Here is a 14136-nt window from a genome sequence, read left to right as displayed (position 1 = left end):
CCGCTCCGGCCTCGGCCGCGTCTCGCCGAGGATCGCCTCGGTCAACCGCCGCGCCTCGAGGAGCGGTCGCAGCGCAGCGGGAGCGACCTCGCAGCTGACGCGGATCAGTTGGAGGTCCGGAGGCGGATCGGGCGGGCGACCGAGCGCCGCCGCGATCTTCTTCTCGCGAACCCGCTCCCACAGTCCGTTCGAGGTTCGAGACGGATCGGCGTGGCCCATCACCAGTGCCACTTGCCCTTGCCCTTGCCCTTCCACTTGCCCTTGTGCTTGTGCTTGTGCTTGTGGATATGCACGGTCGGGACATCGATGACGATGACGCCGACGTAGGCCGGACGGACCGCGAACAGCCAGCCGTAGAACGCCGGACCGCCGGTGACCACGATCGTGTCGTTCTGGACGACGATCGGGACGTTGTAGTCATACACGATCGTGTCGTGGCCGACGACGCAGGGCGCGTAGGTCGCCTTGACGACGAGGGTGTTCGTCGTCTTGTCGGGCGCGAAGTCGATGAAGGCGACGATCAGGGTGTTGTCCTTCTCCTTCTTCGACGAGGGGATCACGTGCAGCTCGAACACGATCTCGTCGTTCGGCTTCTTGACCTCGACGATCTGGAGCTTGTCGAGCTTGCCGTCGCCGTCGATGTCGATGCTGTGCAGCTTCTCCTTCGGGTTGTTGAGCTGCTTCTCGAGCGCCTCCGCGTCCTTGACCTTGCCCTTCTTGATCAAGTAGTTGACCGTCTCGAGGTCGAGCACCTCGGGCTTGAGCTGGACGTCGACGTCGGCCTGGACCTTGACGGCCGCCATCGCCGCGGGCTCCTCAGGGACGGGCTGGTCCTTGGACTGCGCCGCGATGACCGCGTCGCATGCGAGCGAGGAGGTGGTGGCGGCGACGATCAGTGCGCACAGGAAGGCTCTTCTCATGGGGGGGGACCTTTGCGGGACAGGACCTTCGACAGGCCCTGCGACGGTCATTCTAACCGAGAGTGGCGACCTCATGTGCGGTGGCGATGGCGCGCCGGCGCGCGACGCGGGCATGCACGTCGGGCCGGAGCACATGTAGGATCGCCGCATGTGAATCCGACCTCGGCGACGCCCATGAGTGTGACGAGCTGATCGTCTGCGGCCCCCGACGCGTTGCACGTCGCGTCGCTGCACCGCGCCCTCGCCCGGGGGGTCGCGTTCGCGGTGTATGCTCGGGCGCCTTCGCATGAGCCAGAACTTCCACAACCTCCACGTCCATGCGCCGACGGAGCGGCAGCGCGAGCGGGTCGTCCGGGCCGTCCTCGCGTACGCGAAGAAGGCGGGGTACGAACGGATCACGCGAACTCGCGGTGCCGATCGCGTGATCCGCCTCGGCGGCAAGTCGCCCTGGCTCACGATCGAGGACGACGGCCACGAGGCCGCGGCGATCGCCCAGGCGGTGTCGAAGGCGACGAAGCTGCCCGTCCTCGAGGCGTACTGCGAAGCGAGCGCGATCGTCCGGCTCGGCCTCCATGCGGACGGGAAGCCGGCGGGCGTGTGGGCCCGCGGGGGCGAGCGCAGGCCGGCGAAGAAGCACGTCGAGCCGCTGCTCGTGAAGGGCACGCCAACGAGCTCGCCAGGGCGTTCGCCGACGGGCTCATCCAGATCTTCCCCGAGACGGCGCTCGCCGTCGCCGCGGAGCGGTTCGGCCTGTCCGTCGAGCACATGTTCGGGGAGCGTGCGCTGCGCGGCACCACGATCGCGCTGCGCCGAAAGCAGGCCGCATGGACGCCGCGTGACCAGACCGGCGACCCCGCGTTCCACGTCGACTGGGGCAGCAACCGCAGCTGGGGATCGCGGCACCTCGTATTCGAGGGCGAGGTCTGCAAGCAATTCCTGGAGGTCCGCAGCGTCGGCGGCCCCGGGCGCGGCCTGACGATCCGGCTCTCGGGCAGTGGGATCGCGGAGGGCTTCGTCGAGCTGCTCTCGTGCAAGAGCGACAGGCTCGAGCTCGTACCCGAGGGGCCGCACGCCTGGGGCGACGCGAAGATCGCGATCCCGCCGGGGTTCGTCGAGGAGCCCGACACGTTCTCGATGGGCCGGAGAGAAGCCGAGCGGGCACGCGTGCTCGCCGACAAGCGCATGTGGCCCCTCCATCTCGAGTACCGCACGCTCAAGGAAGGCGAGTGCGAGCTCGTCGCGGAGATCGCGAGCGATGGCTCGCATACGTCCGGCAGCCTCGAGCTCGTGGTGATATGGAAGCCGTGGCGACCGAGCCTCACGCACAGCAGTATCGGCAACTACGCCCTCTTCGCCATGCATCACCGCGAGCACGTGAGCGCGCACATCACCCTGCGTGGCTCGCTCGCGTGGGCGTGGGCGTGGGCGAGCCGGCACGTCGAGGCGTGGCGCACCGCGCACGGCGACGGGAGCCTCCGCATCGAGCGTGACCATGAGGTCGTCTTTCACGAGCGCGAGGAGGCGGGCGCCCCTCCCCTCGACCGTGTCACTGAATTCATGCCCGGCCCCAAGTCGCCGTTTCAGGTCGCTGGCTCGACCTACCTGTTCGGCACTTTCGGCTACCCGCCGCGATCGATGGACGCACGGGATCAGCTCGTCGTCCAGCTCGTGCTCGCCGCGTACGACCGGACGGCGGATCACGTCGCGGACATCGCCCGACTCGAGGCGATCTGCGACGAGGCGATCCGCTCCGGCGCCGCCTACTCCGCGCTCCTCGAGCTGCATCAATACCGCCCGGACGACACGACGCGCTGGGAGAGCATCACGCTCGGCGGGAACGATGAGCCGCTCAAGATCGCGGCCTGGCACGAGACGCACATCCGCGGGATCGACCGCCGGATCTGGATGTCGACCAGCCACGCCGCGCGGCTCGATCGCGCTAGGCTGCCCGACCACATCACGATGACCGAGCTCGGCGGCGGCCTCCGCCTGCAGATGCCCGACGAGCGCAGGCGTGGCGAGCTCGAGCCGCTCATCGCGGCCCTCGGCGCGCTCGTCCCGTCCGCGCCCGAGCTCGATCGATGGGCCGCCGAGCGAGCCTCCGAGCCGCAGTCCTGAATACGGTCGGACGTCTCGGCATGCCCGACGACCGCGCCTCGCCCTGCGGCGCGCGTCATTCCGCGATCAGGACGTCCTGTCCTTCTCTGATTTGTCCAGCTCCTCGTCGATCGGTATCCGTCCGGCGTGACCGCGGCCGCGATCGGGGTCAGTCAGCGGAGCGTGATCGACGAGCGAGACGCCACGGCGGACGTCGGCAGCCAGGCGCTGCCGAGCGTCCTCCTGCTGCAGGGTTGCTGCCGACGGTCGGCGCCGCCGATTGCACGGGCGAGCCGAGCTCGTGCCGCGAGCGGGCGGGCTCGCCACTGCCGGCCCGCGTCCGCCGGCGCGGCGCCCCCCGAGGCGCTCCTCGGACGCGCGCGACGCCCCTGCCCCGATCGATCGATCGGCGCGTCGAACGGCGCGCCGCTCGACGCATTCCGTCGTCCGCGGCGCTGCCGACGGCGCCGCGGCGAATCATCAATGTCGCAGCGTCCGCGACTTGTGAGGAGAAATAGCACATTGTATATAATCATAGGAGCTCTCCCGGCCGCCGACTCGAAAAGTGCGCGGAGCCCTCCGCGAGCCGCCGCGACCGCGCCGCTTCATCAATCATCATAGTACTTTCCTCGAATCGACGGACGGCCTCGAAATTGCCCTGCCCGGGTCGCAGGGCTATGAACAATGTGCGAGCGCGGCGGACGACGGCGACATCTGCTCACGAGCGCCGCAAAACCGCCGCAGACGGCGCCGCCGCCGGGTTCCTGCCCGATCGAGGCGAACCCGCGGATTCCCCGAGATGCGCCGGGGCACGCCGGCCCCTACGCCAAATCGAGGCCCCCACGAGTATGCGATACGCCACAACTCGGCATTGCCCACGGTCTGAACGGGCTGAATAGTCCTACACGGCGCGACGGAGGGAATCATCCCACGCCGCCACCGAGAGAAGCAGGAAGAGAAGAAAGGTACTCCCCATGTTGCGTAATATCCTGATCGTTTGCCCCGCCCTGGTCATCGCGTCGCTCGCGGCCAGCCCGACGATGGCGCGTCCGCTCACCGCCGAGTCGGAGCAGATGAACGGCCCCGGCCAGTGGGAGCCGGTCGGCAAGAACCCGGAGCAGGGCATCGACCTGGGCGGCGCCACCGCCCTCGACGCGTGCGTCCAGACCCAGATCTTCGTCGGCACCGGCACCGACGACCGCGCCTACGACTGCGGCGCGCTGACCGGCCCGGTCTGCCTGGCCCAGTGCGCCGGCGAGCTCGAGGACCGCGCGGCGACCTGCCGCAGCCAGTGTGAGGACGGCGGCGCGCTGTTCTGCGCGCCCAGCGAGCTCACGACCCGCCTGGGCGGCTTCGGCCCCTGGCCCGGCCTCGGCCCCTGGCACGGCTTCGGCCCGTGGGACCGCCCCGGCATCGACCGCCCGCACTTCAACCCCATCGACCGCCCCAACTTCAATCCCATCGACCGCCCCAACTTCCAGCCCATCGACCGCCCCGACTTCCAGCCCATCGACATCGATCGTCCCGACCTGGAGCCCGTCGCCCTCGAGGAGGTCGTGTACATCGACACGTCGACCTGCCTGCAGCTCGACGTGCAGGACGTGTGACCCCCTGCGGGTCCGCCGTCCGAACGCGGCCGGGTTTGGCCTGGCGAGCTCTCGTCTCGCCCACCGCCAGCACAGGCGCGAGTGCCGGGTGCAGGCCGCACGTGCAAGCTCATCCTATCGAGCGCACCGTCGCAGGTCTGGATCTTGGGAACGGCACTCCGCGCCACCCGGTCGCGCGTCACGGCCCCCGCCTCGTCACGCTCACGCCGCGACGCGCCCGCTGCTTCAGCGCCTGCGCGTCGTGGTCTCGTCATTCATCATTCCCGCGCTCGAGGGCCCTGAGACGCGGTCGCTGCTTCGGCGCCCGCGGCTCATGGTCTCGTCATTCCCCGCAAGTCAGCCATGAGACGCGGTCGCTGCTTCGGCGCCCGCGTCTCATCGTCTCGTCATTCCCCGCAACTCGGCCCTGAGACACGGTCGCTGCTTCGGCGCCCGCGGATCATGGTCTCGTCATTCCCCGCAACTCGGCCCTGAGACGCGGTCGCGACTTCGGCGCCCGCGGCTCATGGCCTCGTCATTTCCCGCAACTCGGCCCTGAGACGCGGTCGCTGCTTCGGCGCCCGAGCCCCCGCGCAACGGCGAGACGCCGCGTCTCGGCCCCCGACTTCGCCGCGGTCGCCCGGAAGTAAAGGTCGCCGGACGGATCGCTGTTGAGCGGGATGGCCTTCTTCCCCGGATCGAAGCCGCGCACGTCGTACTGCCCGCGCCCGCTCGGCCCCTCGCCGTCGGCGTCCTCCTCGTCGTCCTCGATCGTCTCCGCCAGCTCGCGGAGCAGCTGCCGCATGCGCGCCAAGACTGGGCAGGGTACGGCAGCGCCCCGTTCCCGTGCATGTGAAGAGCAGGCATACTCGCCGCACCCGGATGTCGCGCCGTCTGCTCTCCGCCCTGCTCGTCGCCCTCCTCGCGCCGCCCGTCGCCGCGCATCCCCTCGTCCCCGGCCGCGTCGCGCTCTCCCTCGCGCCCGACGCCTCCGCCCCGCCCGCCCTGGCGCCGCTCGACGCCTGGGCGCCCTCGGTCGGTCCCTCCGGACATGCTCCTCAAGACAGGCCACCCACAGACGCCTCGCCCGCGTCCACACATGTCCCCGAGGACATCTCGCACAATTCCACCCCGTCGCCCGCGGCGCACCCGCCCGGGACCTCCCCGCAACAGCCCGCCCCGCCCTCGGGACATACCCCCGAGGACATCTCCGCCGCACCATCCGCTCCCGCGCCGCCCGCTCTCCCGCCGCACCTCATGCGGATCCGGCCCGCGATCGACGTCCCCGTCATCGGCCTCGGCCTCGCCCTGTGGCTCGGCAGCGACCTGGCCGCCAGGGACTCGAGCTGGGCCGGCTGCGCCGCCTGCGATCGTTCGCGGATCAACGGCCTCGACCGCCGCGTCCTCGGCAACGACAACCCGGCGGCCGCCCACGCCTCCGACGCCCTGCTCTACACCGCCATCGCCGCCCCGCTGGTCGCCGACCTCGCCGACGCCCTCGTCACCGGCCGGCGCGCCCCCGGCTCCTACCGCCGGGCAGCAGGCGGCTGGGCCCGCGACGTCGTCGTCCTGTTCCAGGTCCTCGCCGTCAACGTCGGCCTCACCAACCTCGTCAAGTACGCCGTCCGCCGCCCGCGCCCCTACAGCTACGACCAGGACAACTCGCTCGGCGACATCCGCGACGAGGAGGCGCGCCTGTCCTTTTATTCAGGTCACGCCTCCACCGCCTTCGCCATGATGACCGCCTGGGCCACCATCTTCACCCTGCGTCACTCGCGGGCGCGCGCCGCCGTACCGGTGTGGCTGGCGGCGATCGGCATCGCCGCCACCACCGCGCTCCTCCGCGTCGAGGCCGGCAAGCACTTCTGGACCGATGTGATCGCCGGCTCGATCGCCGGCACCTCGATCGGCGTCCTCGTGCCCACCCTCCACCGCAGCGACCTCGGCAAGCGCCTGTCGTTCGCCCTGCGCCCGAGCCCTCGCGGCGCCCTGTTCAACCTCACCGGCCGCTTCTGAAACGACGGCCCCTGCTGGGGCAGCAACCCCGCCGAGCAGCTCGCCCCCGGGCTCGCGCGCGACGGGCAGACCCCGAACCGTGGGGCACCCGGCCGCTCCGCGTCCCCCTGTCATGATCCCGCATTCGTCGCTCTCGAGGCGATGAATCACGCGAGCGGCAGGGGTAGTTCCAGTTGTGCATCACGAGCGCAAAGCATCGGGTCAGAGTGTCGACATTCGCGTCGCCGCCCTCCCCTCCAGCCGACCGACCGCGCCTGACAAAGCACATTGTCCCCTCGGCGCCTCACGGTTTCGCCGGGGCATCGACCCGTCTCGCAGGCGCAGACCTTTCTTGACCGCCCCGGAGGCGATTTGAAGCGCCGGGGCCGACGTGTTCCGCAGGCCCGATCCGCTCGTCCGGGCCAGATCCCGAAAATTAGGTCGCCCTTCGCGGCACGCCGGACATCGCCTCCACCCGCCTTGCCGGGCTCCGCCGCGAGGATTCGCTGTCCCACCAGGTTGCGCGCGCGATCTCGGTTACACTCGCGACCGATGCCGCGCACCGGCGTACTCCGCGAACTCCTCGTGTCGCTGTTCGACCCCGCCGAGCTCCGGTGCTTCCTCGGCGAATGTCCGGAGGGTGCGGCGCTGCGGGCCGGCTTGCCTGGAGAGAGCGCCAGCCTGATGATGCTCGCCGACGCAGCGGTGAAGCTGCTCGAGCGCCACGGCCTCCTCGACGACGCGTTCTTCGCCCGTTTGCTCGCGGAGCGGCCGCATCGGCGGGACGACATCACCCGAGTCCGGTCGCAATGGCTCGCCCCTCGTGCTCTCGAACCAGGCGTGACTCTCGGAGACGGCGCATACCGTCTCGCCGAGCGGCTGGGCAGCGGCGGGTTCGCCAGTGTATGGCGGGCGCTCGACCTCGCCAGTCACGAGTACGTCGCGCTCAAGATCTTGCATGAGCACCACGGATCCGACGACGAGCGCCGGCGCCGCTTCCTCCGCGGTGCGGCGATCCTCTCGCGTTTGCGGCACCCCGGGCTGGTCCAGATCCGCGCCAGCGGCGGCATCGACGGCGGCCGTCTGTTCTTCGCCATGGAATACCTCCCCGGCGAGACCTTCGAAGCCCTGGTCCTGCAGCGACGCGCGCCGATGGCCACACGGCTCGATCTGCTCGCTCAGGTCGGCGAAGCCCTCGATTACGTGCACAACGAAGGGATCGTCCACCGCGACGTCAAGCCGAGCAACATCCTCATCACGAGGAATGGACGCGCCAAGCTCACGGACTTCGACCTGGTGACCGGCCCCGACTTCGCCACCCTGACGACCGGCACGCTCGGCGGTTCTCTCGTCTACGCCGCGCCGGAGTTGCTTCGGCGCGGCGCCGAGCCCACCCCGGCGACCGACGTCTACGGCCTGGCGATGACCACCGTCTTCGCGCTGTCGCACGCCGAGCTCACGCCGCACGACCTGCTCGCCAATCTCGATGGATTCCTCGCTGGGCTGACGTGCTCACCGTTTCTCCGCCACGTCCTGCGTCGCGCGCTCGTGCCCGAGCCCAGGCAGCGGATCCAGCGCGTGGGCGAGCTGATCGCGGCCTTGCGCGAAGGACTGGTGCTGCCGGTCGTCGAGCCGACGCCGCCGCCACCCCGTCCCCGTGGCGCCGTTCCCCCGCCGAGGAGTGAGACCCAGGGCCCCTCGGCCGGCGCGACGAAAGTTCCTCTGCAACCTTCGCCCGAGCCCCAGGCGACGACGGAACCGGAACAAGAATGGGCGGCTGGCAAGCCGCTTTTCGCCGCGTCCTGGTGGTGGGTCCTGATCCCCGTGGGGATCGTGGCCCTCGCGCTGCTTGTCATCGTCGCCCCGGGCGCACGGCCGCCACCGGTGCCCGTCTCGATCTCGATCGGGACCCTCCTCGTCGAGAAGGGCCTCGCGGTACCTGCAGTGCGCGAGACCCTCGATGGTCGATTGCCCGCGGTCCGCGAGTGCCAGGAGCGGGTGCATCCGCGCCCCTTCCCGGAGGCCGTGTATATTCCCTTCCATCTCGTGGTTCGTCCGGATGGCGCTGTCGGCTTCGCCAGCGTCAAGTACGGCCCTGTCGCGGAGAAGGACCTCGCGGACTGCATCATCGAGGCTGCGAAACGCTGGACGTTTCCCCGGCCCTCCCCGTCGAACTTCGTCGGTGTGACCGTCGCGTACGAATTTTCGTCCCCCCGCCGTCCCTGAAACCAGGCCAGGCTCGACGCATCGCCCCGGCACTCCTCACAATCACGGTTCCGTCGTCGGGACCATCATTCGCCGCGAACACGACCTCGCGTCCGCGAATGGCGAACCGATCGAACTGGTCCCCGGCGGCGCCGTGGTGAGGCTCGAGCCGAAACCCGTCTCCTGACCGCTGCCACCGTCGCAGGCGGTGGCGATCAAGGCGACGGCGGCGAGGGTGACGGAGCGCGCCACGACGCGCAGAATAGCGCAGTCTGTCTGGGGCCGGAAACAGTCGACAGAGGGGACACTGAGCGGCCAGGCCCCTGCTTGGGGGCTAGGAACCGCTTTCCGGTCAGGCGAATCCTCGTGGGGTTGGTGGGATGCGGGCTCGTGCCCGCAGGCGGACGACATGACGCGCGCTTGGACCGCGCCTGCAGGTCGACGAGATCATCCTTGCGGGTGAGCCGCTGCGCCTCGAGTTCACCCTGCGCAGCAAAGGGACCGAGACGATCGCCGTCCAGGACCCGATGGCGCCGCAGCCGCTCGAGTCGCTGCTGCAGCTGATGGTCGCCCCGGTCGTCCCGCCGCCTGGTCGAGCGCCGCGTGCGACGACCGCCAATCACGCCGACCTCGCTCAGCCGGCTCGATCTTCCTCGCGGAAGCGACGTCCAGCCAGGACAGTATCTCGAGCTCGCGTCGGGTGAGGAAGCACGCTTCAGCGTTGGCTTGCTCGATGTACCTCTCATTAGGGGAATATCAAGCGGTGTTGCTACTCAACACCGGCGTCCGTCCGGGCTCGTCCAAACAGCATTTCCCCGGCATATTGGCTTTAAAGCCGCCTCGTTTATCCATTGTTCATCGATAGCCATCTTATCTTGCACGAGCAGTCGTCCGTTGGCGAACGCCTCCTCGCAGGGGAGGCGGCCTACTCATCATCGAAGAAATACCTGCGACCTGGGTTGGGTCGAGTGAGGCGGAAGGAGACTCGCTCAACCGGCTGTGAGTGCAGCGAAGGAATTTGGTAACTTGCCAAGTCGAGTGGTGTTTCCACAAACACCGAACGTGCAACAAGTCCACGCAGAAGAGCGTCGGTGAAGAAAAGGAGGGCATCTGCGCCAAGATCGAAGCGAAGCAATTCCCCCTGACCACCCCCCAGCCCTTCGCGCTCCTCCCATTCCTTGAGAACTACAATGCCGGCCTCAAGGAAGAGTAAAACGTCGGGCCAGCAATCATCAGCATGATCCATAGTCTCTGCCTTGACATCCTTCAGCTCGAACCTTTGCCCTCCGAAGAATACGAAACCGGCAGTGCCGATACGATGTTGAACAGCCAGAGCTCCCGTCGGAGCCGGTCCTCCTGCGAGGTAGGCAATATCCAGCTGCATTCGCTGCAGAGCATCGTCAATATTTATCCGCGGAGCAGTCACAATATCCCTGAGAGCTTTTGTTTTCACCAAAATGTCGTCCAATTCTTCGACACTCCAGCGAGACTTAACTTCGATGGATGCGCGGACGGACTCGGCGAAGAAGATCGTCGAGCCTCGAAGTTGGAGCCTCGGGTAATTCAGAGCGTCCCAAAGGATGACGTCGGCTTCCCGACTTCGATGCACAACCCCGTGTACCTGACCATGCCCCACTTCAAAACGGCGAGGAAGGACTTCGCACAGGAAACGATCCACGACCAATTCTCGGTGGACCCCACGTAGTCCCCCGTGATCAGTCACTGGGAGTTTCGCGGCAGCAAGGAGCTCCTGCGTCTTCGCACGGAAGTATTCTTCAATCATATTTTGTGTCTGAGACATGGGTATTCAACCGCTGGGAGCTTTGCGGTGGGTCTTCTGGCTGTGGCGCTCGGTTTGGCAGCATCATCCGCCACCGCGAAAGACCCGTGATCACAAGTGGCCCCGGATGAACGCGTCCCGCTCTCCTTCCCAGCGGGGAGTCGAGCGGTACGGGAGGATGAGCTTCTTGTGCATAGTATCCCGGAGGTTGTTCAGGTGCCCACGCGACTGAGCAGTCAACTCCCTCTGAGGCCATTCCCCCCCACCCCAGTTTTCCCCCTACGGTCGGGGCGCGATCTCGCCCACGGTCACCTGTCCGCCTGCGCACCCACACGCGTGAGCGGGCGTGGTACCTTGGGCGGCCCCGCTCGCGGCACCACGCCCCATGCCTGAAACTGCCGTCGCGCCCAAGCGCCAGCCCTCGCCTCACGATCTGCCTTGCCCGTTGCCGCCTGTGGTTCCTGGAGAGCCGCCGGAGCTGGCTGCGTTTCGAGCCAAGCCGAGCGACGACGCATTCTTGCGTCTGCGCCGGGCCTTCCGCGAGGCCGAGAATTGGAGCGGGCTCGCCACCTTGCTCGTCGTGCACGCCGCGGCGATCAGCGGCCCGGCGAAGGTCGGCGAGCTGTGCGTGCAGGCGTACGAGCTATGGTACGACCGGGTCAAGGACAAGCCGCAGGCCGCCTACGCGCTCGTGCGGGCGCTGCAGGCCGAGCCGCACAATCATCGCGCCTTCGAGCTGTTGCGCAAGGTCTACCAGGAGATCGGCGCGCTGGACGAGCTCGCCACGCTCCTCAAGTTCCGCCTCGATCATCTGCGGCGGAACGATCGAGGGGCCGTGCCGGCCGCGCTGGTCGAGCTCGGCAAGGTCGACGAGCAGCGCTGTCAGGTCGACGAGGCGATCGCTTGCTATCGGGCTGCGCTCGAGATCAACCACAACGAGCGAGACGCGGCCGAGCAGCTGATCCGGCTGCACCTTCAGGCGGGGGCCTGGCTGCGGGTCATCGATCTGATCAACGCCGAGCTCGCGCGGACCGACGCCGTCCGCGAGCGCGAGCGGTTCGCCGGGCTCCACCTGCGGCTCGCGCGGATCGAGGCCGAGCAGCTCGAGAACATCCCCTCGGCCGCGCTTCACCTGCAGGCCGCGCTCAAGGCCAACCCTGACGACGTCGCCGCCTTGCGGGCGTTCGGCGCGCTCTACCTCGGCAGCGGCAAGGCCAGCGACGAGGGCCTGCAGAAGGCCGCCGACGTGTTCTTTCGCGCAGCCAAGCTCGCGCGCAGCCAGGGCGACGACAAGATCGCCTACAACCTCCTGCGTCGGGCCATGAGCCTGCGCCCCGATCACCACGAGGCCGGCAACGCGCTGGCCGAGCTGTTGATGGCGCAGGAGAAGTGGATGGAGCTCGACGACCTCTACGGCGCCTGGATCGGCTACGTCACCGAGGCCGACAGCTACGGCCTGTGGCTGTCGCGCGGCGAGCTGCTCGAGACTCGCCTCGCCCGCCGCGAGGAGGCGCGCGCCTGCTACGAGCAGGCCTCGCGGCTCGAGCGGCCCGGCGGCGACGCCTGGCTGCGGCTCGAGGCCTTGCTCGTCGAGCTCGGCGACAACCACGCCCTCGTCGGCCTGTACGAGCGCTGGTCGGAGCAGGACCCCAACAGCCTGTCGACCGACAAGCTGCTGTGGGCCGCCCGCGTCGCCCGCGAGGACCTCGGCGACGAGGAGCGGGCCGCGGTCGCCTTCTACCGCGTGCTCGAGCGCGAGCCCTTCAACCACGAGGCGTTCGAGGGCTACAAGGAGCACTGGCGGCGCAAGAACAACTGGTCGCACCTCGCCGGCCTCATCCTCTACCAGGTCGACCAGGCGCTGCAGATGGGCGGCGGCCCCGACAGCCCGCTCGCGCGCAGCGAGTTCGCCGAGCACTTCGTCGAGCTGGCCGAGATCTACGAGCGTCGCCTCGGCGACCTCGCCGGCGCCCTCGACGCGTGGAACCGGCTCGCGCTGGCCTACCCCAACGACTGGCGCCCGCGCGACCAGATCGCCCGCATCGACAAGCGCGCGCGCATGCTCGACGCCAACCTCGCCACCCTCGAGGCCGAGCTGCAGCGCACCGTCGATCCGCAGCGGCGCTTCGAGGTGCTGCGCCGGCTGTCGCAGGCCCACCGCGAGCGCATGACCGACCCGCAGCGCACCATCGTCCTCCTGCAGGAGATGCTCGCGCTGGCGCCCGGCCACGAGGGGGCCCTGCGGGCGCTCGCGGAGATGTACGAACGGACAGGTGCTTACGACCAGGTCATCGACCTGCTGCGGCGCCAGCACGACGTCACCCGCAGCATCTCGCAGCGGGTGGTCCTGCTGCGGCGCATGGCCGAGCTGTGGCAGCACGAGCTGCACAGCCCGCGCGAGGCGCTGTGGGCCTGCGAGCAGATCCTCGGCTACAGCCCGTCCGACCTCGACGCCGTCCACCGCATGCAGGGTCTGTCGTCCGAGCTCGGCGACGCCGGCGGCGAGTACGAGGCCCTCTCGCGCGAGCTGCAGCTCGTCGGCGAGCCGGCCCAGCGCACCCGCATCATCCGCCGCATGGCCGACGTCGCCGACCGCAAGCTGCAAGATCCGCAGCGCTCGGCCCAGGCGTGGACGCAGCTGCAAGCCGCCGATCCGCACAACCTCGAGGTCACCGACAAGCTGATCGCCGCCTACGAGGCGCTCGGCAACCGCGAGGAGCTGGCCAACCTGCTCGGCAAGGCCGCCAGCTCGGCGCGCACGCCGGCGATCCGCCAGCTCGACTATCTCATGCGCCTGGGCCACGTCGCCGAGGCCTCGCTCGGCGACGCCGACCTGGCCTGCTCGGCCTTCGAGCGCGCGCTGCGGATCCACCGCGACCACCGCGGCGCCACCGAGGCGTTGACCCGCCTCTACCGCAACCTCGGCAGCTGGCACGGCCTCGCCGCCTCGCTCGGCACTTTGCAGGAGATGGCCGACAGCGACGAGGAGGCGCTCGGCATCGGCTGGGAGCGCGCCGAGGTCCTGGCCGACCGCCTCGACAACCCGGCGGCCGCCATCCGCGTGCTCGAGCAGCTCGCCTCGACCTCCGCCGTCGGCCACCGCGACGTCGCCCTCAAGCTGCTCGAGCTGTACGAGCGCGCCGGCCAGTACGACCGCCTGATCCGCCAGGCCGAGGTGCTCCTGCTGTCCGCGCTCGAGACCGACGAGCGGCGCGAGCTGTTCTCGCTGATCGCCCGCAACTACGTCGTCAACCTCAACCAGCCGCAGAAGGCCATCGCCGCGTTCCAGCGGTTCATGCGCGAGGAGCCCGACGACAGCGAGGGCCTCAAGATCCTCGGCGAGCTGCAGACCATGGCCGGCGATCACCAGGCCACCCTCGACACGCTCGGCAAGCGGCTCGAGAGCCTCACCGACGCCGCCCAGCAGGTCGTCACCCTCGAGCAGATGGCCGAGGTGTGCGAGTACGGGCTCGGCCACGCCAAGCGGGCGCTCGCGCTGCTCGGGCGGGCTCTCGGCATCGCCCCCGGCAGCCGCGACCTCAAGCAGAAGATC

At 69.1% G+C, this 14136-nt stretch carries 8 protein-coding genes; 5 read left to right on the top strand and 3 right to left on the bottom strand.

The genetic code is table 11. The features are described from left to right. Positions 1–218: 218 nt before the first annotated feature. Positions 219–920 carry a hypothetical protein gene (locus K7C98_RS06160; protein WP_224190615.1) on the bottom strand — a complete coding sequence of 234 codons (702 nt, stop codon included), beginning with the start codon at positions 918–920 and terminating at the stop codon, positions 219–221. A gap of 597 nt (positions 921–1517) precedes the next feature. On the opposite strand from K7C98_RS06160, the gene K7C98_RS06155 reads away from it, so the two are divergent. Together K7C98_RS06155 and K7C98_RS06150 are read left to right on the top strand one after the other, a co-directional pair. Further along, positions 1518–3038: a hypothetical protein gene (locus K7C98_RS06155; RefSeq protein ID WP_224190614.1), complete on the top strand. Its 1521-nt coding sequence runs from the start codon at positions 1518–1520 to the stop codon at positions 3036–3038. Between the two features lie 953 nt (positions 3039–3991). Further along, positions 3992–4624, top strand: coding sequence for a hypothetical protein (locus K7C98_RS06150; protein ID WP_224190613.1), 633 nt, complete (start codon positions 3992–3994; stop codon positions 4622–4624). Positions 4625–5138: 514 nt separating this feature from the next. On the opposite strand, the gene K7C98_RS06145 is transcribed toward K7C98_RS06150, so the two are convergent. After that, complete coding sequence (locus K7C98_RS06145) at positions 5139–5408, bottom strand: hypothetical protein (protein ID WP_224190612.1); 270 nt, start codon at positions 5406–5408, stop codon at positions 5139–5141. A gap of 77 nt (positions 5409–5485) precedes the next feature. On the opposite strand from K7C98_RS06145, the gene K7C98_RS06140 reads away from it, so the two are divergent. After that, positions 5486–6619: a phosphatase PAP2 family protein gene (locus K7C98_RS06140; protein WP_224190611.1), complete on the top strand. Its 1134-nt coding sequence runs from the start codon at positions 5486–5488 to the stop codon at positions 6617–6619. Between the two features lie 531 nt (positions 6620–7150). Further along, positions 7151–8824 (top strand): protein kinase domain-containing protein, encoded by a 1674-nt coding sequence (locus K7C98_RS06135; RefSeq protein WP_224190610.1) that lies wholly within the window; start codon positions 7151–7153, stop codon positions 8822–8824. A 904-nt stretch (positions 8825–9728) separates the two neighbouring features. Here the strand turns inward: K7C98_RS06135 and K7C98_RS06130 are convergent. Next, positions 9729–10586, bottom strand: coding sequence for a DUF6602 domain-containing protein (locus K7C98_RS06130; protein ID WP_346660268.1), 858 nt, complete (start codon positions 10584–10586; stop codon positions 9729–9731). A 514-nt stretch (positions 10587–11100) separates the two neighbouring features. Between K7C98_RS06130 and K7C98_RS06125 the strand changes: the two genes are divergently transcribed. Next, the coding region (locus tag K7C98_RS06125) for a tetratricopeptide repeat protein (protein ID WP_224190608.1) at positions 11101–14136 on the top strand (3036 nt) is incomplete at its 3' end.

This window comes from Nannocystis pusilla (assembly GCF_020073745.1).
Classification (GTDB): domain Bacteria; phylum Myxococcota_A; class Polyangia; order Nannocystales; family Nannocystaceae; genus Nannocystis; species Nannocystis radixulma.
The sequence above is the reverse complement of the archived record's forward strand: the minus strand, read 5'-3'. Positions and strand labels throughout refer to the sequence as shown.

What these genes read in the sequence shown, in the direction of transcription:
- K7C98_RS06160 (WP_224190615.1), bottom strand. Translation starts at nt 920, where the DNA reads ATGAGAAGAGCCTTCCTGTGCGCACTGATCGTCGCCGCCACCACCTCC.
- K7C98_RS06150 (WP_224190613.1), top strand. Translation starts at nt 3,992, where the DNA reads ATGTTGCGTAATATCCTGATCGTTTGCCCCGCCCTGGTCATCGCGTCG.
- K7C98_RS06145 (WP_224190612.1), bottom strand. Translation starts at nt 5,408, where the DNA reads ATGCGGCAGCTGCTCCGCGAGCTGGCGGAGACGATCGAGGACGACGAG.
- K7C98_RS06140 (WP_224190611.1), top strand. Translation starts at nt 5,486, where the DNA reads ATGTCGCGCCGTCTGCTCTCCGCCCTGCTCGTCGCCCTCCTCGCGCCG.
- K7C98_RS06135 (WP_224190610.1), top strand. Translation starts at nt 7,151, where the DNA reads ATGCCGCGCACCGGCGTACTCCGCGAACTCCTCGTGTCGCTGTTCGAC.
- K7C98_RS06130 (WP_346660268.1), bottom strand. Translation starts at nt 10,586, where the DNA reads ATGATTGAAGAATACTTCCGTGCGAAGACGCAGGAGCTCCTTGCTGCC.